General features: G+C 71.5%; 20 protein-coding genes. 5 read left to right on the top strand and 15 right to left on the bottom strand.

What is annotated here, in order from left to right:
- Positions 1-76 precede the first annotated feature (76 nt).
- The gene (locus tag K4G64_RS08125; RefSeq protein WP_221755347.1) at positions 77-664 is read left to right on the top strand and encodes a TetR/AcrR family transcriptional regulator; all 588 of its coding nucleotides are present in this window, start codon (positions 77-79) and stop codon (positions 662-664) included.
- Between the two features lie 60 nt (positions 665-724).
- On the opposite strand, the gene K4G64_RS08120 is transcribed toward K4G64_RS08125, so the two are convergent.
- The 6 genes from K4G64_RS08120 to K4G64_RS08095 all read right to left on the bottom strand — a co-directional run bounded on the left by K4G64_RS08120 (position 725) and on the right by K4G64_RS08095 (position 8,598).
- Positions 725-3,004, bottom strand: a complete 2,280-nt coding sequence (locus K4G64_RS08120; protein WP_221755346.1) for a bifunctional diguanylate cyclase/phosphodiesterase — start codon at positions 3,002-3,004, stop codon at positions 725-727.
- A gap of 259 nt (positions 3,005-3,263) precedes the next feature.
- Complete coding sequence (gene ligA / locus K4G64_RS08115) at positions 3,264-5,459, bottom strand: NAD-dependent DNA ligase LigA (protein WP_221755345.1); 2,196 nt, start codon at positions 5,457-5,459, stop codon at positions 3,264-3,266.
- Positions 5,460-5,474: 15 nt separating this feature from the next.
- Positions 5,475-6,482 carry a methionine synthase gene (locus K4G64_RS08110; protein ID WP_308122272.1) on the bottom strand — a complete coding sequence of 336 codons (1,008 nt, stop codon included), beginning with the start codon at positions 6,480-6,482 and terminating at the stop codon, positions 5,475-5,477.
- 59 nt (positions 6,483-6,541) lie between these two features.
- Positions 6,542-7,240 (bottom strand): SDR family oxidoreductase, encoded by a 699-nt coding sequence (locus tag K4G64_RS08105; protein ID WP_221755344.1) that lies wholly within the window; start codon positions 7,238-7,240, stop codon positions 6,542-6,544.
- A gap of 18 nt (positions 7,241-7,258) precedes the next feature.
- The gene (locus K4G64_RS08100) at positions 7,259-7,798 is read right to left on the bottom strand and encodes a TIGR00730 family Rossman fold protein (protein ID WP_221755343.1); all 540 of its coding nucleotides are present in this window, start codon (positions 7,796-7,798) and stop codon (positions 7,259-7,261) included.
- Entirely contained in the window at positions 7,795-8,598 is an 804-nt protein-coding gene (locus tag K4G64_RS08095; RefSeq protein ID WP_221755342.1) for a class I SAM-dependent methyltransferase, read from the bottom strand. The genes K4G64_RS08100 and K4G64_RS08095 overlap by 4 nt, the downstream gene beginning before the upstream one ends.
- 81 nt (positions 8,599-8,679) lie before the next feature.
- Between K4G64_RS08095 and K4G64_RS08090 the strand changes: the two genes are divergently transcribed.
- Entirely contained in the window at positions 8,680-9,003 is a 324-nt protein-coding gene (locus K4G64_RS08090) for a DUF427 domain-containing protein (RefSeq protein ID WP_221755341.1), read from the top strand.
- Between the two features lie 61 nt (positions 9,004-9,064).
- A complete protein-coding gene (locus K4G64_RS08085) occupies positions 9,065-9,847 on the top strand; it encodes an alpha/beta fold hydrolase (protein ID WP_221755340.1) in 783 nt (260 codons plus the stop codon).
- Between the two features lie 54 nt (positions 9,848-9,901).
- Here the strand turns inward: K4G64_RS08085 and mnmA are convergent, their stop codons facing one another.
- Positions 9,902-11,032: a tRNA 2-thiouridine(34) synthase MnmA gene (gene mnmA, locus K4G64_RS08080; protein WP_221755339.1), complete on the bottom strand. Its 1,131-nt coding sequence runs from the start codon at positions 11,030-11,032 to the stop codon at positions 9,902-9,904.
- A 60-nt stretch (positions 11,033-11,092) separates the two neighbouring features.
- Between mnmA and K4G64_RS08075 the strand changes: the two genes are divergently transcribed.
- Positions 11,093-11,758: an N-acetylmuramoyl-L-alanine amidase gene (locus K4G64_RS08075; protein ID WP_221755338.1), complete on the top strand. Its 666-nt coding sequence runs from the start codon at positions 11,093-11,095 to the stop codon at positions 11,756-11,758.
- Positions 11,759-11,853: 95 nt separating this feature from the next.
- Here K4G64_RS08075 and K4G64_RS08070 read toward each other — a convergent pair whose 3' ends face one another.
- From K4G64_RS08070 to K4G64_RS08060, 3 genes are all read right to left on the bottom strand, one after another.
- The gene (locus K4G64_RS08070; RefSeq protein WP_221755337.1) at positions 11,854-13,023 is read right to left on the bottom strand and encodes a cysteine desulfurase family protein; all 1,170 of its coding nucleotides are present in this window, start codon (positions 13,021-13,023) and stop codon (positions 11,854-11,856) included.
- A 139-nt stretch (positions 13,024-13,162) separates the two neighbouring features.
- The gene (locus tag K4G64_RS08065; RefSeq protein ID WP_031103607.1) at positions 13,163-13,429 is read right to left on the bottom strand and encodes a hypothetical protein; all 267 of its coding nucleotides are present in this window, start codon (positions 13,427-13,429) and stop codon (positions 13,163-13,165) included.
- Positions 13,430-13,479: 50 nt separating this feature from the next.
- On the bottom strand, positions 13,480-13,644 hold the full coding sequence (locus K4G64_RS08060) for a hypothetical protein (protein WP_221755336.1): 165 nt from the start codon (positions 13,642-13,644) through the stop codon (positions 13,480-13,482).
- A gap of 116 nt (positions 13,645-13,760) precedes the next feature.
- Here K4G64_RS08060 and K4G64_RS08055 point away from each other — a divergent pair, with 116 nt between their 5' ends.
- On the top strand, positions 13,761-14,399 hold the full coding sequence (locus K4G64_RS08055; RefSeq protein ID WP_221755335.1) for a TetR family transcriptional regulator: 639 nt from the start codon (positions 13,761-13,763) through the stop codon (positions 14,397-14,399).
- Positions 14,400-14,626: 227 nt separating this feature from the next.
- Here the strand turns inward: K4G64_RS08055 and K4G64_RS08050 are convergent, their stop codons facing one another.
- The 5 genes from K4G64_RS08050 to K4G64_RS08030 all read right to left on the bottom strand — a co-directional run bounded on the left by K4G64_RS08050 (position 14,627) and on the right by K4G64_RS08030 (position 19,633).
- Complete coding sequence (locus K4G64_RS08050; RefSeq protein WP_221755334.1) at positions 14,627-15,487, bottom strand: thioesterase family protein; 861 nt, start codon at positions 15,485-15,487, stop codon at positions 14,627-14,629.
- Positions 15,488-15,626: 139 nt separating this feature from the next.
- On the bottom strand, positions 15,627-16,301 hold the full coding sequence (locus tag K4G64_RS08045; protein ID WP_221755360.1) for a trimeric intracellular cation channel family protein: 675 nt from the start codon (positions 16,299-16,301) through the stop codon (positions 15,627-15,629).
- Between the two features lie 85 nt (positions 16,302-16,386).
- The gene (locus K4G64_RS08040; RefSeq protein ID WP_221755333.1) at positions 16,387-17,547 is read right to left on the bottom strand and encodes an ABC transporter ATP-binding protein; all 1,161 of its coding nucleotides are present in this window, start codon (positions 17,545-17,547) and stop codon (positions 16,387-16,389) included.
- On the bottom strand, positions 17,544-18,626 hold the full coding sequence (locus K4G64_RS08035; protein ID WP_221755332.1) for an ABC transporter ATP-binding protein: 1,083 nt from the start codon (positions 18,624-18,626) through the stop codon (positions 17,544-17,546). The genes K4G64_RS08040 and K4G64_RS08035 overlap by 4 nt, the downstream gene beginning before the upstream one ends.
- Positions 18,623-19,633 carry an ABC transporter permease gene (locus tag K4G64_RS08030; protein ID WP_030851334.1) on the bottom strand — a complete coding sequence of 337 codons (1,011 nt, stop codon included), beginning with the start codon at positions 19,631-19,633 and terminating at the stop codon, positions 18,623-18,625. The genes K4G64_RS08035 and K4G64_RS08030 overlap by 4 nt, the downstream gene beginning before the upstream one ends.
- Positions 19,634-19,709: the final 76 nt, after the last annotated feature.

The following is a 19,709-nucleotide window of genomic DNA, read 5'->3' as shown; positions in this document are numbered from 1 at the left end:
GAATCTAGCAACGCTAGGAATGGGAGCGAAGCTAGCAGAGCATCGGCAGGAACGCTAGCGCTGCTAGAATTCTGGTATGACGATCCAGACGCGCCGGGAGCGCGAACGAGCGGAACGCGAGCGACTGATCGTGACGGCCGCCCGGGAACTGGCGGAGGCGGAGGGCTGGGACGCGGTGACCACGCGCCGGCTCGCCGAGGAGATCGAGTACAGCCAGCCGGTCCTCTACAGCCACTTCAAGGGCAAGGGCGCGATCATGGCGGCGGTGGCGGTGCAGGGCTGCGCGGACCTGGCCGAAGAGATGCGGGCGGCGCGCACGGCGGCCGGGAGCCCCCGCGAGGCACTCGCCGCGGTGGGCGGCGCGTACACGGCCTTCGCCCGGCGGCGGCCCGCGCTCTACGACGTGATCTTCACGCTCGCCGTGGACCTGCCCTTCGCCACCCCCGAGGCGCCGCCCGCCCTTCAGGACGCCTTCGGCGAACTGCTCCAGGCCGTCCTGCCGATCGCGGGCGACGGCGAGGACACGGGCTTGCTGACGGAGACGTACTGGGCCGGGCTGCACGGGCTGGTGACCCTGATGCGCAGCGGCCGGCTGCCCGAGGAGGCACACGAGCAGCGACTGGCGCTGCTGATCGGCCACTTCGTGCCGCCCGGCACGAGCTGAGCGCTCGCCCCGGGCCGGGGGAAGCGCAGCGGCCGGGCGAGCGGAACAGGTGGGTGCGGCCTACTCGTCGGCCGTCGCGGCGGGGAGCGCGGCGCGCGGGCGCTGCCAGCCCCGGGGCCCCCGCGCCCGCAGCCACGCCGTGGTCTCCTCCGGGGGCATCGCCGCCGCGACCAGCCAGCCCTGGACGGCGTCGCAGCCGAGGTCACGCAGACGCTCCCAGGTCTCGTCGTCCTCGACGCCCTCGGCGACGACGAGCAGGCCGAGGGAGTGCGCGAGGTCGACCGTGCAGCGGACGATCTCCGCGTCCTCGGTGTCGACCGCGAGCCGGGCCACGAACGAACGGTCGATCTTCAGCTCGCTGACCGGGAGCCGGCGCAGGTGCACGAGCGAGGAGTAGCCCGTGCCGAAGTCGTCGAGGGACATCTTCACGCCGTGCGCGGTCAGTTGGTTGAGGGTGTCGGCGGCGCGCTGCGGATCCTCCAGCAGCACGTGCTCGGTGATCTCCAGTTGGAGCGCTCCCGCCGGGACGCCGTGCCGGGCCAGCCGGGCGGCGACGGAGCCGGCGAAGCCGGGGGTGTGCACATCGCGCGGGGAGACGTTCACCGCGACCGGGACGAACAGGCCCTGCTCCCGCCAGTGCGCGACCTGTTCGAGCGCGGTCTCCAGGACGTACTCGGTGAGGTGGGGCATCAGGCCCGAGGACTCGGCGATCGCTATGAACTCGTCCGGCGGCACTTTGCCCCGCTCGGGGTGCACCCAGCGGACCAGGGCCTCCAGGCCGGCCACCTGCCCGTCGAAGCGGACCTTGGGCTGGTAGTGCAGATGCACCTCCCGCGCGTCGAGGGCGCGGCGCAGATCCCCCAGCAGGCCGAGGCGGTCGGGGGTGTTGGAGTCGCGCTTGGACTCGTAGACCTCGACGCCGGTGCGGTCCCGCTTCGCCTGGTACATCGCCACGTCCGCCCGCCGCAGCAGCCCTTCGGCGTCCAGGGCGTGGTCGGGAAAGACGGCTACTCCCGCGCTGGCCTCCAGGACGAGGGTGAGGCCGTCGAGGTCGAGGGGGGAGCTGAGGGCGGCGACGAGGTTGCGGGCGACCCGGGTCGCGGAGGTCGTGGAGTCGGCGACGGGCAGTAAGACGGCGAACTCGTCCCCGCCGAGCCGGGCGGCCTCCGCCCCGCGCGGCAGCGCCACCCGCAGCCGGTCGGCGATCTGCAGCAGCAGCCGGTCACCGGCGAGATGACCAAGCGTGTCGTTGACCGACCGGAACCGGTCGAGGTCGATCAGCATCAGGGCGGCGCGGGCGTTGATCCGCTCCGCATCGTCCAGCGCGGTCCAGATGCGCTCCAGCAGCCACTGGCGGTTGGGCAGACCGGTCAGCGGGTCGCGCAGCTGCTCCTCCGCCCGGGCCCGGGCGATCCACAGGGTGGAGTCCAGGGCGATCAGCGGGATGGAGAACAGCGGCAGCAGGATCGGCTTGGCCACTGCTACCACGCAGACCAGCGGCGCGATCCCCAGCAGCGCGACCGCGACCAGGCCTTGTCTGACCAGGGCGGTGCGGGCGACGGTGGGCAGTCCGGGGCGCGGGGCGTGCAGGTACCAGAGCAGGACGCGGGTGACCATCAGGTAGGCGACGGCGACCAGGGCCACCTGGGGTGCCGCGGCGAGGGTCCAGGCGGCGGGCTCCGCCGGGGACTCGACGGACGGCACGGTGCCGAAGACGCCCAGCACGAGCGCGCCGGCGCCGATGCCGAGGAGGTCGACCGCGCCGTGCAGCACCCCCTGGCGCCAGCGGTTGCGGCGGGCTATGCCGACCAGCACAACGACCGTGAGGCTGACCATGCCGGCCGGAACCCAGCCGTAGAGCAGCAGGACGGCGAGGGTGAGGGCGGCGCCCGAGCCGGTGCCGCCCCACCAGCGGGAGCGGCCCAGCATGACGAGGTGGCCGACGATGATGCCGGTCAGCACGGCCAGCGACCAGCCGGTGGTGCCTGCCGGGAAGAGCGCGTGGCCGTCGGTGAAAGCGCGGTAGAAGCCCGCACCGAGGACGAATCCGGCCGCCGAGACGACGGCCGCGGGCACTGCGGGCCAGGAGTGGTGCCGTTCGCCGTCCGCGTCGTCCGCGCCGGCGAGTCCGGGCGTGTGTTCGGTGATCGGCTGTGCCCCGGTGCCGTCCGCGGCGCGCCCCGCACCGCCACGTCCGTCCGGGGTGTACTGTCCGACGGCGCGCACCTCCGCACCCGGACGCCCCGCCGGCCGCACGGCCTCACGGACTGCGCGCCATGCGACCGCCATGCGGCGCAGGCGCAGCCGTGAGCCCGGCACGGCGCTCTCGGTCGGTTCCATTCCCGTCCCTCTCACAGCCGGCGGTGCCCACGCCCCGCGGCCCGGTGCCCGACAACCCTTGTGCGGCCCGCGCCCGAAAACCCTTCCCCGCGCTCCGTGCGAGCACGAAGATGCCCCGACCGCGGCTGGGCACGGCAGGCGCACATCTCAACAGTAGGCCGCAGAAGGCTTCCAGGGGCAGCGGTCGCCGACGGTTGCCCGAATGCGCCCCAGCCACCCGTATGCATCTGGTATGCGCCGAACGGGTGGCCTTCAACCGCTACTCCTCGGCCGAAAGGGCGACTTCGGCCGCCGCGTCCGGTCCCTCCCCCAGCAGAACGCCGAAACCGTCCTCGTTCAGGACCGGAACCTTCAGCTGCATCGCCTTGTCGTACTTCGACCCGGGGCTGTCACCCACCACGACGAACGACGTCTTCTTCGAAACCGAGCCGGTCACCTTCGCTCCGCGGCTCTGCAGCGCCTCCTTGGCGCCGTCCCGCGTGAAGTGGTCGAGGGTGCCGGTGACGACGACGGTGAGGCCTTCGAGGGGGCGCGGCCCCTCGTCCTCGCCGGTGCTCTCGGCCTCCATGCGGACGCCCGCGGCCTTCCACTTGCGGATGATGTCGCGGTGCCAGTCCTCGGCGAACCACTGCTTGAGGGAGGCGGCGATGGTGGGGCCGACGCCCTCGGTGACCGCCAGCTCCTCTTCCGTGGCCTGGTCGATGCGCTCGATCGAGCGGAACTCGCGGGCCAGTGCCTCGGCCGCCACGGGGCCGACGTGACGGATCGACAGGCTGGTGATGATCCGGGCGAGCGGGCGCTCCTTGGCCGCCGCGATGTTCTCCAGCATGGCGACCGCGTTCTTGCGGGGCTCGCCCTGCTGGTTGGCGAAGATCGTGGCGACCTTCTCCTCACCGGTCTTCGGGTCGCGCTTGGGCAGCCCGCTGTCCGGGTCGAGGACGTAGGCCTTGATGGGCAGCAACTGCTCGATGGTGAGGTCGAACAGGTCGCCCTCGTCGACCAGCGGCGGGTCCTTCGGCTCCAGCGGGGCGGTGAGGGCCGCCGCCGCCACATAGCCGAAGTGCTCGATGTCCAGGGCCTTGCGGCCCGCCAGGTAGAACAGGCGCTCGCGCAACTGGGCCGGGCAGGTGCGGGCGTTCGGGCAGCGCAGGTCGACGTCGCCCTCCTTCATCGGCCGCAGCGCGGTGCCGCACTCGGGGCACTCGCTCGGCATCACGAACTCGCGCTCGCTGCCGTCGCGCAGGTCGGCGACCGGGCCGAGGATCTCCGGGATGACGTCACCGGCTTTGCGCAGCACGACCGTGTCGCCGATGAGGACGCCCTTGGCCTTGACGACGTCCTGGTTGTGGAGCGTGGCGAACTCGACCTCGGAGCCCGCGACCGTGACCGGTTCGACCTGGGCGTAGGGGGTGACCCGGCCGGTGCGGCCCACGCCCACACGGATGTTGACGAGCCTGGTGTTGACCTCCTCCGGCGCGTACTTGTACGCGATGGCCCAGCGCGGGGCGCGCGAGGTGGAGCCGAGGCGGCCCTGGAGCGGGATCTCGTCGAGCTTGACGACGACGCCGTCGATCTCCCACTCCACGGAGTGGCGGTTCTCGCCGAAGTAGGCGATGAACTCCCGGATGCCGTCCAGGCCGTCGACCACCCGGTTGTGGCCGGATGTGGGCAGGCCCCAGGACTTCAGCAGGTCGTAGGCCTCGGAGAGGCGGGTGAGGCCGGTGAAGCCCTCCAGGGCGCCGATGCCGTGGACCACCATGTGCAGGGGGCGGGTGGCGGTGACGCGCGGGTCCTTCTGGCGCAGTGAACCGGCCGCCGCGTTGCGCGGGTTGGCGAAGGGCTTGTCGCCGGCCTCGACGAGGCGGGCGTTGAGCTCCTGGAACTTCTCCATCGGGAAGTAGACCTCGCCGCGGATCTCCACGAGGTCGGGGACGGAGTCGCCCTTGAGACGGTCGGGGATCTCCGCGATCGTCCGCACGTTGGGCGTGATGTCCTCGCCGGTGCGGCCGTCGCCGCGGGTGGCCGCGCGGGTGAGGCGGCCGTGCTCGTAGGTGAGGTTCACGGCGAGGCCGTCGACCTTGAGCTCGCACAGGAAGTGGTAGTCCTGCTCGCCCAGTTCCCTGGCGATGCGCTCGGTCCAGGCGGCCATCTCCTCGTCGTTGAACGTGTTGTCGAGGGAGAGCATGCGCCGGCGGTGCTCGACCGCCGTGAACTCCGTCTCGTAGGAGCCGGAGACCTTCTGGGTCGGCGAGTCCGGGGTGCGCAGCTCCGGGTACTCCTCCTCCAGCGCCTCCAGGGAACGCAGCAGCTGGTCGAACTCCGCGTCGCTGACGACGGGAGCGTCCTTCACGTAGTAGCGGAAGCGGTGCTCCTCGATCTGCTCCGCGAGGCGCGCGTGCTTCTCCCGTGCCTCTGCGGGCACCGTCGTCGTCTCCGCTTGCTTGTCGCCGGCCACCGTGTCGTCCTCCCGTTACTCTGGGTTGTCCGCGAGGGATCTCGCCGCCCGGGCGCAGTGCGCGAGAGCCGTGCGCGCGTACTCCGGGGAGGCCCCCGCGAGTCCGCACGCCGGGGTGAGGGTGACCGCCTCCGCGAGAAGCCCCGGAGACAGCCCCAGCCTGCGCCACAGCGTCCTGACACCCATGACGCTACCGGCAGGGTCTGACAATGGGCCGTCCGCGGACGGGACGACACCGGTGAAGAGCCGGGTGCCGCCCTCCACGGCCTCCCCGATCACCTCGTCGTCACGCTCGGTGAGCAGGGAGAAGTCGAAGGAGACGGCGGCCGCGCCGGCCCTGCGGAGCAGCGCGAACGGCACGTCGGGAGCGCAGGAGTGGACCACGACCGGGCCGTCGGTGTGCGTCCCGACGAGGTCGCGCAGCGTCTGCTCCACGAGCTGCCGGTCGACGGCCCGGTGGGTGCGGTAGCCGCTGGCGGTCTTCACCTGCCCGCGCAGGACGGCGGTGAGGGACGGCTCGTCGAGCTGGAGGACGAGCTGCGCGCCGGGGATCCGCCGCCGCACCTCGGCGAGATGCAGCCGCAGCCCCTCGGCGAGGGAGGCGGCCAGGTCGCGGCAGGCCCCCGAGTCGGAGAGCGCCACCTCGCCGCCCCGCAGCTCCAGGTTGGCCGCGAGGGTCCAGGGGCCGACAGCCTGGACCTTCAGCGGCCCCTCGTAGTCCTGCGTGAACTCCTCCAGCGCGTCGAGGTCCTCGCCGAGCCAGGAGCGGGCCCGCTTGGTGTCCCGGCCCGGCCGGTCCCCGAGGCGCCATCCGCTGGGCTCCACGCGCGCGTACAGCTCGACGAGCATGCCGGCGGTCCGCCCGATCATGTCCGCGCCGGGGCCCCGGGCGGGCAGTTCGGGCAGGAAGGGGAAGTCCTCGAAGGTGCCGGTGACGGTCTTGGCGGCCTCTCGGGCGTCGCCGCCCGGCATGGATCCCACGCCGGTCGCCGCGCCGAACCTGAACTGGCTGTTTTCGCTCACCGGAGAAGCCTACGCAGGGTCCCGGCCCGGGGTCAGCTCCCCGGGGTCGGCTCTCGGGGTCAGCGCCCCGGGCGCACCGTCAGGTCGTTGATCTCCGCGTCCCGGGGCAGATCCAGGGCCATGACGATCGTCGTGGCGACCGACTCCGGGTCGATCCAGAGCGCGGCGTCGTACTCCTTGCCCTCCTGCTGGTGGACCTTGGCCTGCATGGGGCTCGCCGTGCGGCCGGGGTACACCGAGGTGACGCGGACCCCGTTGCCGTGCTCCTCGTGACGCAGGGAGTCGGCGAGCGCCTTCAGGCCGTGCTTGGAGGCGGCGTACGCGGACCAGTCGGCGTGGGCGTTGAGGCCGGCGCCGGAGTTGACGAAGAGCACGTGGCCGCGGGCGGCACGCAGTTGGGGCAGGAAGTGGCGGGTCAGCTCGGCGGGGGCGATCAGGTTGACGTCGAGCTGCCGGCGCCAGGCCTTCGGGGTGAGCTCGCCGACCGGGCCGAGGTCGACGACACCGGCGATGTGCAGCAGCGAGTCCACCCGGTCCGGCAGCGACTGGTGGGAGAAGGCCCAGGAGAGCCGGTCGGGGTCGGCGAGGTCGCCGACCAGGGTCCGCGCCCCGGGGAACTCGGCCGCCAGTTCCTTCGCGCGGCCCGCGTCGCGCGCGTGCAGCACGAGCTCGTCCCCGCGCCCGTGCAGGCGGCGGGCCACGGCCGCGCCGATGCCGGAGCCGGCTCCGGTGATCACATGAGTAGCCATGCCCGCCATGCTCGCATCACTGCCGGGTCACTCGACGCCCCGGCTCTCCTCCAGGTACGCGAGGGCCCCCACCGGCTCCTCGGCGAAGAACACCAGGTCGGTGAGCGGCCGGGGCAGGAACCCCTCGGCATCCATGCGGCGGAACTGCTCCTTCAGACCGTCGTAGAAGCCCGCCGTGTTGAGCAGGACCACCGGCTTGTCGGTGTGCCCGTGCTTCTTCAGTTCCAGGATCTCGGTGGCCTCGTCGAGCGTGCCCGTGCCGCCGACCATGATCACCACGGCGTCGGCCCTCTCCAGGAGCAGCTTCTTGCGCTCGGCGAGGTCCTTGGCGACGACCATCTCGTCGACGCCCGGGCGGGCCTTGGCCGCGAGGAACTGCACGGAGACGCCGGCCAGCCGGCCGCCCGCCTCCTGCACCCCGTCGGCGACCACCTTCATCAGGCCGACGTCGGAGCCGCCCCACACGAGCGTGTGGCCGCCCTTGCCCAGCAGCGTGGCGAACTCCCTGGCGGGACGGGTGTAACGCTCGTCGAGGTCGGCGGCGGACAGGAAGACACAGATGTTCATGAACCCACCGTACGGGCCCGGTCCACCGTGACGGTGACCCGCATTTTGGACTGCCGGTGGGGCAGCCGCTCCCAGTCGTCCATGAACCGGGCGTCCAGGCCGTGCCGGGCGGCGAGGTCGGTGAGGGTGCGCGTGCGGTAGTAGAAGTCCTCGTGCAGGACCTGGTGCTCCTCGCCCTCGGTGCGGTCGAAGGTGAAGTCGAAGAACCCGCCGGGCGCGAGGATCCGGCCGACGTGGGCGAAGCACTCCTCGATGACGTGCAGCGGCGAGTGCGAGAAGACGCTGTGCGCGTGCACGACGTCGAAGTGCGCGTCCGGCAGGAAGGCGAAGGTGAGGTCGTCGGCGAGCGCCAGGTAGGGCAGCTTGGGCTGGAGCTTCTCGGCGACGAGGGTGTCCTGGGCGGCGAGCAGGATGTGCGGGGAGATGTCGATGCCGTAGTAGTGCCCGGTGTCGAGGTGGTCGATGAACAGCCGTCCGGCGCGCAGGTTGCCGCAGCCGATCTCCAGCATCCGGTGGTGCGGTCGCAGGCCGTGGCTCACCAGGTAGTCGAACTGCATGCGGCCGATCCGCGCCCACTGCTCGCGCGAGGGGTTGTGCCCGACCGCCGCCTCGGTGCTGCGGGCCGCGTCCGAGGCCATGACGGCCCGGTAGTAGGCGATGTGGTCGGGGTGGCGCAGCCGCAGCCAGGCGTCCCGCACCGCGCGCCGGGCGTGCGCGGGCACCCGCTCCGGGTGGCGCAGCGCGTACCGGACCTGGTGGAGCAGACGGGAGCGGTTTCCGGCCGGTTCCGTGGCGCGCATCGGGGCCTCCTGCGGCGAGGGAAGAACTCCGCTTCAGCCTGCGCTGTACCTCAGGAGTCGGCTACCCGAGGAGGGGCGATCGTGACCAGAGGGCATCGCATCACCATCGAGCGCGGCGGCGGGCGCGTGCGCGTGGTGCACGACGGGCAGGTGCTGGCGGAGAGCGACCGGTCGCTGGTGCTGCGCGAGACGGGCTGTCCCGAGCGGTACTACATCCCGCCCGAGGACGTGCGCCTGGACCTGCTGACGCCGTCCGGTACGCAGACGTACTGCCCCTTCAAGGGCACCGCCTCCTACTGGTCGCGGCCGGACGCGGCAGACCTCGTCTGGGCGTATCCGGACCCCAAGCCGGACGTCGCCGAGATCAAGGACCACCTGTGCTTCTACGAAGTGGAAGTGTTCTGATCGGCTGACGCGCCGTCCGCTTCATCGATGAACACCGCGGCGTGCGGCAGTCTGCATGAGCATGGACAAGAAGACCCTTTCGCGCGACGGCACCCGCATCGCCTACGAGAGCACCGGCCGCGGTCCCGCGGTCGTCCTGGTGAGCGGCGCGATGTCGACGGGCGGCACCCTGGCGCCGCTCGCCGTGTCGCTCTCGGAGCGTTTCCAGGCCGTGGTGTACGACCGCCGGGGCCGCGGCGCGAGCGCGGACACCGCGCCGTACGCCGTGGAACGTGAGGTCGAGGACCTGGCCGCGGTGATCGAGGCGGTGGGCGGCGAGGCGCTCCTGTACGGCATCTCCTCGGGCGGGGCGCTGGCCCTGGAGGCGGCGGCGAGCGGGCTGCCGGTACGGCGCGTGGCGGTGTACGAGACGCCGTTCGCGATGTCCGAGGAGGGCGCCAAGGAGCGTGCGGAGTACACGGAGCGGCTGACGGAGGCGCTCGGCGAGGGGCGGCGCGGGGACGCGGTCGAACTGTTCCTGCGGCTGACCGGCCTGGCCGAGGGAGTGATCCAGGGCGCCCGCCAGTCCCCCATGTGGGCCGGCATGGAGACGATGGCCGCGAGCCTCGCCTACGACGACGCCGTGATGCGTGACGGCCGGGTCCCGCGCTCCCGGCTGGCCTCGGTGGGCGTTCCCGTCCTCGCGGTCGCGGGCGACGCGAGCCCCGCGTGGCTGCGCGAGGCGGCCCGGGCGATCGCGGACACGGTGCCCGAGGGCACGTACCGCACGCTCCAGGGCCAGACGCACATGGTCGAGCCGAATGTCCTGGCGCCGGTGCTGACGGAGTTCTTCAGCCGGGACTGAGCCGGGGGGCGGGGTCCACGCGCGCGTGGACCCCGCCCCCCGGTCCCGGAAGGATCAGGCCACGCCCGCCGTCGCCCGGGTCGTCGACGCGATCGTCGCCGAGCCCACCACGCGCGTGCCGTCGTACAGCACGATCGCCTGGCCGGGAGCGACGCCGCGGGCCGGCTCCGCGAACGACACGCGCAGCTCGCCGTCCACCAGCTCCGCCGTGACCTCGGTCTCGCCGCCGTGGGCGCGCAGCTGGGCCGTGTAGGTGCCGGGGCCGGTGGGGGCGGCGCCGCACCAGCGGGGCTTGATCGCGGTCAGGGCGCTGACGTCCAGCGCGGCGGCCGGGCCGACGGTCACCGTGTTGTCCACCGGCGAGATGTCGAGGACGTAGCGCGGCTTGCCGTCGGCGGCGGGGGTACCGATGCGCAGGCCCTTGCGCTGGCCGATGGTGAAGCCGTACGCGCCCTCGTGCGTGCCGAGCTTGGCGCCGGACTCGTCGACGATGTCGCCCTCGGAGCGGCCGAGCCGGTTCGCGAGGAAGCCCTGGGTGTCGCCGTCGGCGATGAAGCAGATGTCGTGCGAGTCGGGCTTCTTGGCGACGGCCAGGCCCCGGCGCTCGGCCTCCGCGCGGATCTCGTCCTTGGTGGTGACGGTGTCGCCGAGCGGGAACATCGCGTGGGCGAGCTGCCGGTCGTCCAGCACGCCGAGGACGTACGACTGGTCCTTGGCCATGTCGGAGGCGCGGTGCAGTTCGCGGGTGCCGTCCTCGCGGACGATCACCTGGGCGTAGTGGCCGGTGCAGACCGCGTCGAAGCCCAGCGCGAGCGCCTTGTCGAGGAGGGCGGCGAACTTGATCTTCTCGTTGCAGCGCAGGCACGGGTTGGGGGTGCGGCCGGCCTCGTACTCGGCGACGAAGTCCTCGACGACGTCCTCGCGGAAGCGGTCGGCGAGGTCCCACACGTAGAACGGGATGCCGATGACGTCCGCGGCGCGGCGGGCGTCGCGTGAGTCCTCGATGGTGCAGCAGCCGCGCGCGCCCGTCCGGAAGGATTGGGGGTTGGCGGAGAGCGCGAGGTGGACGCCGGTCACGTCGTGGCCCGCTTCGGCCGCGCGGGCGGCGGCGACGGCGGAGTCGACTCCGCCGGACATGGCGGCCAGGACGCGGAGGGGGCGGGGGCGCTGCGGGGTGTCAGTCATAACCCTTCCAGGGTACGGGGACGCGGGAACCAGGGCCGCCGGGTATCCGTTGACGATCACATGGGAGAGCGGAAGGCTTCGAAGGACGGCGACCGGAAGGTCGGCCGCCGCGCGCTGCTGATCGGCGGGACGGTGGCCGCGGCGGGCTCCGCCGTGCTCGCCCGGGACGAGCTGGCGCGCCTGTGGTGGCGCACCCCGGGCGTCGAGAAGCCGCGCAAGGAGGGCGAGGTCGACTACGCGGGCGCGCGCTGGGTGGCGGCGTCGGACGCGAACTGGCGGCGCGCGGACCGACCCGACGACTACGGCATAGACATGGTCGTGGTGCACGTCACACAGGGCAGCTTCGACAGCGCGGTGAAGGCCTTCCAGGACCCGGGGCACAGGGCGGCGGCGCACTACATCGTCCGGCAGGACGGCCATGTCACGCAGATGATCCGCGAGCTGGACGTGGCCTACCACGCGGGCAACCGCGACTACAACGAACGCAGTGTCGGCATCGAGCACGAGGGTTTCGTGGACCGCCCGCAGGACCTGACCGACGAGATGTACGAGGCCTCGGCCCGTCTGACGGCCCGGATCTGCGCCCGCTACGACATACCCGTCGACCGCGAGCACATCATCGGCCATGTGGAGGTCCCGGGCACGGACCACACGGACCCGGGGCGGCACTGGGACTGGGACAAGTACATGCGACTGGTACGACAGGCGCGTACGACTCCGGCCTGATCCGACGGGACCGTGCGGCGTCGGCCTGATGGCACCTGCCCGACGTCACGGGCCCGTTCACGACGCGCCCCGCCCCGGCCCGACCCCGGCAGGGCCTAGGTCAGCCCCGCCGCCCTCGCCCGTTCCACCGCCGGGCCGATGGCCTTCGCCAGGGCCTCGACGTCGGCCTCGGTGGAGGTGTGGCCCAGGGAGAAGCGCAGGGTGCCGCGGGCCAGGTCGGGGTCGGTGCCGGTGGCGAGGAGGACATGGCTGGGCTGGGCGACGCCGGCGGTGCAGGCGGAGCCGGTGGAGCACTCGATGCCCTGGGCGTCCAGAAGGAGCAGCAGGGAGTCGCCCTCGCAGCCGGGGAAGGTGAAGTGCGCGTTGGCCGGAAGACGCCCCTGCGGGTCCGGGTCGCCGCCGAGGATCGCGTCCGGGACGGCCGAACGGACCGCGCTGACGAGGGCGTCGCGCAGGGTGCCGATCTCGCGGGCGAACCACTCGCGCTGCTCGGCGGCCAGTCGCCCGGCGACGGCGAAGGAGGCGATGGCGGGCACGTCGAGGGTGCCGGAGCGCACGTGGCGTTCCTGACCGCCGCCGTGCAGGACCGGAACGGGGGTGTGCTCACGGCCGAGGATCAGCGCGCCGATGCCGTAGGGGCCGCCGATCTTGTGGCCCGAGACGGTCATCGCGGCGAGGCCGGAGGCGGCGAAGTCCACGGGGATCTGGCCGAAGGCCTGGACGGCGTCCGCGTGCAGCGGGACACCGAACTCGGCTGCCGTCTCGGCGAGTTCACGGACGGGGAGGATCGTCCCGATCTCGTTGTTCGCCCACATGACGGTGGCGAGGGCCACGTCGTCGGGGTTGCGGGCGATCGCCTCACGCAGGGCGTCGGGGTGGACGCGGCCGTGGGAGTCGACCGGCAGGTACTCGATGGTGGCGCCCTCGTGTTCGCCGAGCCAGTGCACGGCGTCGAGGACCGCGTGGTGCTCGACGGGGCTGGCGAGGACACGGGTGCGGGCCGGATCGGCGTCGCGACGTGACCAGTAAAGGCCCTTGACGGCCAGGTTGTCGGCCTCCGTGCCGCCCGAGGTGAAGACGACCTCGCTGGGGCGGGCGCCGAGGGCTTCGGCGAGGGTCTCGCGGGCCTCCTCGACGGTGCGGCGGGCCTGCCTGCCGGATGCGTGGAGGGAGGACGCGTTGCCGGTGGCACCCAGCTGGGCGGTGAGCGCCTCTGCCGCCTCCGGGAGCATCGGGGTGGTCGCGGCGTGGTCGAGGTAAGCCATGGTGAGCCCGATTCTACGGCTCCGTTTCGACGGGCCTCAGATCAAGGCTGGCCCAACGTGAACCGCCGTGCGGGGGGCGACGGCCCGTCGTCCTCGGGCCCGGCCGCGGCGTACCGGCTCACGGCCGTCCGACGGCGGCTCAGAAGCTCCACGAGATGGTGCTGTCGAACTCCATGAAGGCGGCGAGGACCAGCAGGTCGGCGACGCCCAGGCCCAGGCCCAGCAGGGCGCGGCCACGGCGCTCGGTGCCGCGCCACAGGGCGACGCTCGCCAGCACGATGGCGATCGGGCCGAGGAAGAGGTTGAGCACGAGCAGGCCGAGCAGGCCGAGGATGAAGGACGCGACGGCCATGCCGTCGGTGTCACGGATACCGGTGCGGCGCGAGGCCGGAGCGGTGAGCTGCATGGTGATCGACTCCCGAAGTCGGTTCGGAGGGACGGTGAACGGCGTCGCCGTCAGTGGGCCTGGGTGTGGCGCCGGCGGCCGCGCTCGCGGACCGCGAAGATGCCGAGCCAGACGGCGATGACGGCGCCGACGGCGACGGAGAAGGTGAGCGGCGCGTGCGCGACGGTGCCCAGGACGACACCCAGCAGCAGGAGCGCGGCGACGATGAACAGCACGGGTAACAGCCCCCAAGGTTTGGGTGAACGCTTGTAGTTACAGTTGTTCACTGACTTCCCAGTCTAACGTCTCTCATGACTTTCCAATTCCAGAGAACAGTTGTTAACTGCATGGTATGAGTCACACCCTCGGCATCCGGCAGGCCCAGAAGCAGAAGACCCGGCAGGCACTCCTGGACGCGGCCCTGGCGCTGCTGGAGGAGCAGAGCCTGAGCAGCCTGGGACTGCGCGAGGTAACCCGCGCGGTCGGCGTCGCCCCGACCGCCTTCTACCGCCACTTCCGCTCCACGGCGGATCTGGGCGTGGCCCTGGTCGAGGAGGCGCTGGGCAGCCTGCACCCGATGATCCGGACGACGGTGTCCACGACGGGCGACCGCGAGGAACGCGTCACGCGCACCATCGATCTGATCGCCCGTCACGTCGACGGGTACCCCGCCCATGTCCGGTTCATCGCCCGTGAACGACATGGCGGAGTTCAGCCGGTCCGGGAGGCGATACGGGACCAACTCGTCCGGTTCGCCGAGGAGGTCAAGGACGAACTGGCCAAGGACCCGGTGTCCGAGGGCTGGAGCGAGGACGACCTGCTGATGCTCGCGTATCTCTACGTCGACCAGATGCTGAGCACGGCGTCGCTGTTCCTGGAGGCCCTCGAAGGGCCGCGGCAGGAGCGCCCGGAGCGGACCCGGCAGGTCGCACAGCTGGCGGCCCGCCAGATGCGGCTGATCGGCCTCGGCCGCCATCATTGGCTGGATTGACACCCTCGGCCGCCATCACCGGCCGGATCGACACCACCCTCGTGACAACGCACAGGGGCGGCGCACCCGTTCGCCGGGCGCGCCGCCCCTGCCGTACCCCGGTCGGACCGGGCTCGGCCTTCAAAAGGCCCCGGAGGGAGCTCCGGAAGGAACCCCGGGGACTCAACCAACCCCGCCTGGGCCTCCCTTGGGCCTGCCCTGTGACCTGCCTGTCAATACGCCGGAGTTCAGCCCAGCCGGGCCCGCGCCAGCTGCCGGGACTGTGCGACCAGCCGGTCCGCGCTGTCCCACACCTCGGCGTCCTCCTCCAGGAAGCCACCGGCGAGGTTGCGCGTGACGATGGACACCCGCAACGGGCCCGGCGCCGGACGGCAGCGGACGTGCACGGTCAGCTCGACGGTCGGCACCCAGCCCTTCAGGCCGATCTCGAAGGCGGTGGGCGGCAGCGCGTCCACCGCGAGCAGCAGGGAGAGCGGATCGGGGTCGCGTCCGTCCGCGAGGCCGAACCAGGCGCGCATCTCGCCCTTGCCGGAGGGCTGCCCGAGGGCCCAGCCCAGGGTCGACGGGTCCAGCTTGAGCATCAGCCGGTCGGTGATGGCCGAGCTGCCGTCGACCGGGGCGGGTCCGTCCTCCGGGCCGAAGCAGTGCGCCGGCGGCGGGATCGCGGGCGGCAGGGCCGTCGTACGGACGTCGTCGGGCAGGGTGTCCAGGTCGCCGTAGGAGGCGAGGACGCGGATGCGTTCCACCTCGCGGCCCTCGTCGTCGTACTGGAAGAGGGAGGCCTGGCCGGTCGACAGGGTGCGGCCGGTGCGGACGACGTCCGTGCGGACGACCGCCGGGCCGGGCTGGGACGCGGTCAGGTAGTGCGCCGAGATCGTGAAGGGATCGGCGTGCGGCAGGGCGTCCGCGAGGGCGCGGCCCAGGACGGCCAGCAGATAGCCGCCGTTGACGGCGCTGATGATCGTCCAGCCGGCGGAGAGGTCGATGTCGTAGACGCCCGGCGCGCGGCGGGTGAGCGCGGTGTCGCGGTCGAACTCGCTGTCGCCGATCGTGGCCCGGGCGGCCGGGGTGGTGGCTGCTTCTGGCATGGCTGAACAGTACAAGAACTAACTACTAAGCGGTAGCTTTTCCATCCCGGGCCAGGGTCACGTCTTGGTGAGACACGGGCAATTTCTCGGTAAGTGTCGGTTTTCCGGTGGCTGACCCAGGAGACGGACCTCCGCCCCGTCACGGCAGGACGGGCTGCTCCTCCTCGCTCACCGTCGACCGGCGGTGCCACGCCCGCGGAGCTCGCCAGTGGTACCGCATCGCGAGCAGGCGCAGTACGAAGGCGGTGATCACGGCGAGGCCGCTGGTGAGCGGGTTCAGGACGTCGTAGCGGATGCACAGGGCGATCAGCGCGGAGCCGACGATCGCCGGAACCGCGTACAGGTCGCGGTCCCAGCGCAGCAGTGAGGGCACCTCGTTGGCGAGGACGTCCCGCAGCACACCGCCGCCCACGGCGGTGGTCAGCCCGAGTCCCGCCGAGGCGGTCAGACCGAGCCCGTACTCGTACGCCTTGATCGTGCCGGCGACGCAGAACAGGCCGAGGCCGGCCGCGTCGAAGACGTTCACCGCGACCTGGATGCGCTCGACCTGGGGGTGCAGGAAGAAGACCAGGAGGGTGGCGAGCAGCGGGGTGAGGAAGTACCCCAGGTCCGTGAAGGCGGCGGGCGGTACGGCCCCGATGACCAGGTCCCGGAACAGTCCTCCGCCCAGCGCGGTGACCTCGGCGAGCACGGCCATGCCGAACACGTCGAAGTTCTTGCGCACGGCCAGCAGGGCGCCGGAGATCGCGAAGACGAAGATGCCGATCAGGTCGAGCGTGTGCTGGACGGACGGGCTGAAGAGTTGCTGGAGCACCCGCTCATTTTCACCCACGGGTGAGCCCCCGCCCTGATGTACGAGGGCGGGGGCTCGGGTGGACTCGCTTCCGGACCGGCCGGAGTCACTTCTCCACGGTCGCGGCGTCGTCCCCCGCGGTCTTCTCCACGGTGTTCTCCGCGGCCGCCCCGTGCGCCGACAACAGCAGCTTGGTGTCCTGCGGCTGCTGGTCCGCGAAGTTCTCCGGGTGGTGACAGGCGACCTGCTGCCCGGCCCGCAGCTCCTTGAGCGGCGGCTCGGTCGTCTTGCAGATCTCCGTCGCCTTCCAGCACCGGGTGTGGAAGCGGCAACCGCTCGGCGGGGCGATCGGCGAGGGCACGTCGCCCTTGAGCAGGATGCGCTCGCTCTTGGCGCCCCGGCGCTTCGGGTCCGGAATCGGCACAGCCGACAGCAGGGCCTTGGAGTACGGGTGCATCGGGGACTTGTACAGCTGGTCGCGTTCGGCCAGCTCGACGATCTTGCCGAGGTACATCACCGCGATCCGGTCCGAGACGTGCCGGACGACCGACAGGTCGTGCGCGATGATCACGTACGTCAGGCCCAGCTCCTCCTGGAGGTCGTCCAGCAGGTTCACCACCTGCGCCTGGATCGACACGTCCAGCGCGGAGACCGGCTCGTCGGCCACCACCAGCTTGGGGTTGAGCGCGAGCGCGCGGGCGATGCCGATGCGCTGGCGCTGGCCGCCGGAGAACTCGTGCGGGTAGCGGTTGTAGTGCTCGGGGTTGAGGCCGACCACCGACAGCAGCCGCTGGACCTCCTTCTTCACACCGCCCTCGGGCTCGACGCCCTGGAGCCGGAAGGGGGCGCCGACGATCGTGCCGATCGTGTGGCGGGGGTTCAGCGAGGAGTACGGGTCCTGGAAGATCATCTGCACGTCGCGGCGCATGGGGCGCAGCTCGCCGGTCTTCAGGTGCGTGATGTCCTGGCCCTCGAACTCGACCGAGCCGCCGGTCGGTTCGAGCAGCCGGGTGATCAGCCGGCCCATGGTGGACTTGCCGCAGCCCGACTCACCGACGACGCCGAGCGTCTCGCCCTTGCGCACCTCGAAGTCGATGCCGTCGACGGCACGCACCGCGCCGGTCTGCCGCTGGAGCAGGCCCTTGCGGATCGGGAAGTGCTTCTGAAGGCCGGTCACCTTCAGCAGGACCTCGCCGTCGGCGGTGGTGCCCTTGGTGAGGGTGCTCCCGCTGGTGTCCGGTGTGCTCACCGTTTTGTCGTCGCTCACAGCTTCGGCGCAATCTCTTCGGTCCAGATACGCTCCCGCTGCTCCTGCGTCATATGGCAGGCGGCCCAGTGCGAGCCGCCGACCTCGGTCAGCTCGGGGCGGACCGTGCGGGTGACGTTGTCCTTCGGGATGTCCGCGTACGGGCAGCGCGGGTGGAAGGCGCAGCCGGACGGGAGGTTGATGAGGGAGGGCGGCGCACCCTTGATCGGGATGAGCCGGTCGGTCTCCTCGCGGTCCAGACGCGGCATCGAGCCGAGCAGGCCCCAGGTGTAGGGGTGGCGGGGCTCGGAGAACACGTCCTCGGCGGGGCCGCGCTCCACGCACCGGCCGCCGTACATGACCAGCAGGTCGTCGGCCATCTCGGCGACCACACCCAGGTCGTGGGTGATCATGATGACCGCGGAGCCGAACTCCTTCTGCAGATCGTGGATCAGGTCCAGGATCTGCGCCTGCACGGTGACGTCCAGGGCGGTGGTCGGCTCGTCGGCGATGAGCAGCTCGGGGTTGTTCACCAGCGCCATCGCGATCATGGCGCGCTGGCGCATACCGCCGGAGAACTCGTGCGGGTAGCCGTCGACGCGCTTGGCGGGCTCGGGGATGCCGACCCGGTCGAGCATCTCGATCGCCCGCTGCCGGGCGACCTTCTTGCTGACGTCGTGGTGGACGCGGTACGCCTCGACGATCTGCTGCCCCACGGAGTAGTAGGGGTGCATCGCCGACAGCGGGTCCTGGAAGATCATGGCCATCTTCCGGCCGCGCAGCCGCCGTACCTCGTCGGGGTCGGCCGCGATCAGCTCCTGGCCGTCGAGCCAGACCTCGCCGGTGACCTTGGCGCGCGCCGAGCGGTGCAGGCCCATCACGCCGAGCGAGGTGACCGACTTGCCGGAGCCGGACTCGCCCACGATGCCCAGGGTCTTGCCCTTGCGCACGTCGAAGCTGACGCCGTCGACGGACTTGACCAGGCCGTCGTCGGTGTCGAAGTGGATGCGCAGATCACGGACGGACAGGAACACGTCGTCCGGTTCGGACGCAGGCGTGGTGTCCGGTTCGCCGAGCGCGGCTTTGTCGAGCTTGCTCACGAGTACCTCACCCGGGGGTCGATGGCGGCGTACACCAGGTCGACGATCAGATTGCAGAAGACGATGAAGAACGCGGCGACCAGGGTCACGCCCATCACGATGGGCAGGTCGTTGTCCTTGATGGCCTGGACGGAGTAGGCACCGATGCCCTGGAGGGAGAACACGGTCTCGGTGAGCACCGCGGTGCCGACCAGGGTGCCGAAGTCCATGCCGAAGATGGTGACGATCGGGGTGAGCGCGGAGCGCAGGCCGTGCTTGGCCACGACCGTGGTCTCCTTGAGACCCTTGGCCCTGGCCGTTCTGATGTAGTCCTCGCTCATCGTCTCCAGCATGCCCGCCCGGGTGAGCCGGGCGTAGAGCGCGGAGAAGAGGAACGCGAGGCTGATCCAGGGCAGCATCAGGTGCCAGGCCCATTCGGCCGGGTTGTCCGTGAACGGGACGTAGTCGATGCTCTCCCAGATCGGGATCTCGTAGACGAAGAGCGCGAGCAGGATCTGACCGGTGAAGAAGATCGGCAGGGAGACGCCGGCGAGCGCGATGAACATGGAGAAGCGGTCGATCGGCTTGCCCTTGCGCAGCGCCGAGATCACGCCGGTCGTCACGCCGGTGACCAGCCAGATCACCGCCGCACCGACGGCCAGCGAGAAGGAGACGGGGATCCGCTGCTCCAACTGCGGCCACACCTCGATGTGGCTCTTGAAGGAGTACCCGAAGCAGGGTGCGCTGCAGTGCGTCGCGTCGGGACCGAACTTGTAGTCGGCGCCCACCACGAGGCCCTTGAGGAAGTCCCAGTACTGGACGTAGAGCGGTTGGTCCAGACCCAGGTTCTGCTTGATCGCGGCGACGGATGCGGGGTTCGCGTCCTTGCCCACGTACTGGGTGGCCAACTGGTCGGCCGTCTGCCCGCCGATGCGGGGTACCAGGAAGAAGATGGCGAAGGTGACTGCGCTGACCACCAGCAGCAACAGCACTGCGCCCATGACGCGTCGGAGGATGTACGCAGCCACAGCTGTACGGCCCCGGGTGGCCGCGGCGGGATCGTCCGCCGCGGCCACCCGGTGCCTTCACCTGCCTTTCGAAAGG

It is taken from the genome of Streptomyces sp. WAC04114 (genome assembly GCF_019733245.1).
Taxonomy (GTDB): Bacteria; Actinomycetota; Actinomycetes; order Streptomycetales; family Streptomycetaceae; genus Streptomyces; species Streptomyces massasporeus_A.
Note: the sequence above shows the minus strand (reverse complement) of the source record. Positions and strands in the feature narration are given on the sequence as shown.

What these genes read in the sequence shown, in the direction of transcription:
- K4G64_RS08075 (WP_221755338.1), top strand. Translation starts at nt 11,093, where the DNA reads ATGGGAGAGCGGAAGGCTTCGAAGGACGGCGACCGGAAGGTCGGCCGC.
- K4G64_RS08105 (WP_221755344.1), bottom strand. Translation starts at nt 7,240, where the DNA reads ATGGCGGGCATGGCTACTCATGTGATCACCGGAGCCGGCTCCGGCATC.
- K4G64_RS08125 (WP_221755347.1), top strand. Translation starts at nt 77, where the DNA reads ATGACGATCCAGACGCGCCGGGAGCGCGAACGAGCGGAACGCGAGCGA.
- K4G64_RS08050 (WP_221755334.1), bottom strand. Translation starts at nt 15,487, where the DNA reads ATGCCAGAAGCAGCCACCACCCCGGCCGCCCGGGCCACGATCGGCGAC.
- K4G64_RS08085 (WP_221755340.1), top strand. Translation starts at nt 9,065, where the DNA reads ATGGACAAGAAGACCCTTTCGCGCGACGGCACCCGCATCGCCTACGAG.
- K4G64_RS08100 (WP_221755343.1), bottom strand. Translation starts at nt 7,798, where the DNA reads ATGAACATCTGTGTCTTCCTGTCCGCCGCCGACCTCGACGAGCGTTAC.
- K4G64_RS08095 (WP_221755342.1), bottom strand. Translation starts at nt 8,598, where the DNA reads ATGCGCGCCACGGAACCGGCCGGAAACCGCTCCCGTCTGCTCCACCAG.
- mnmA (WP_221755339.1), bottom strand. Translation starts at nt 11,032, where the DNA reads ATGACTGACACCCCGCAGCGCCCCCGCCCCCTCCGCGTCCTGGCCGCC.
- K4G64_RS08055 (WP_221755335.1), top strand. Translation starts at nt 13,761, where the DNA reads ATGAGTCACACCCTCGGCATCCGGCAGGCCCAGAAGCAGAAGACCCGG.
- K4G64_RS08070 (WP_221755337.1), bottom strand. Translation starts at nt 13,023, where the DNA reads ATGGCTTACCTCGACCACGCCGCGACCACCCCGATGCTCCCGGAGGCG.
- K4G64_RS08065 (WP_031103607.1), bottom strand. Translation starts at nt 13,429, where the DNA reads ATGCAGCTCACCGCTCCGGCCTCGCGCCGCACCGGTATCCGTGACACC.
- K4G64_RS08120 (WP_221755346.1), bottom strand. Translation starts at nt 3,004, where the DNA reads ATGGAACCGACCGAGAGCGCCGTGCCGGGCTCACGGCTGCGCCTGCGC.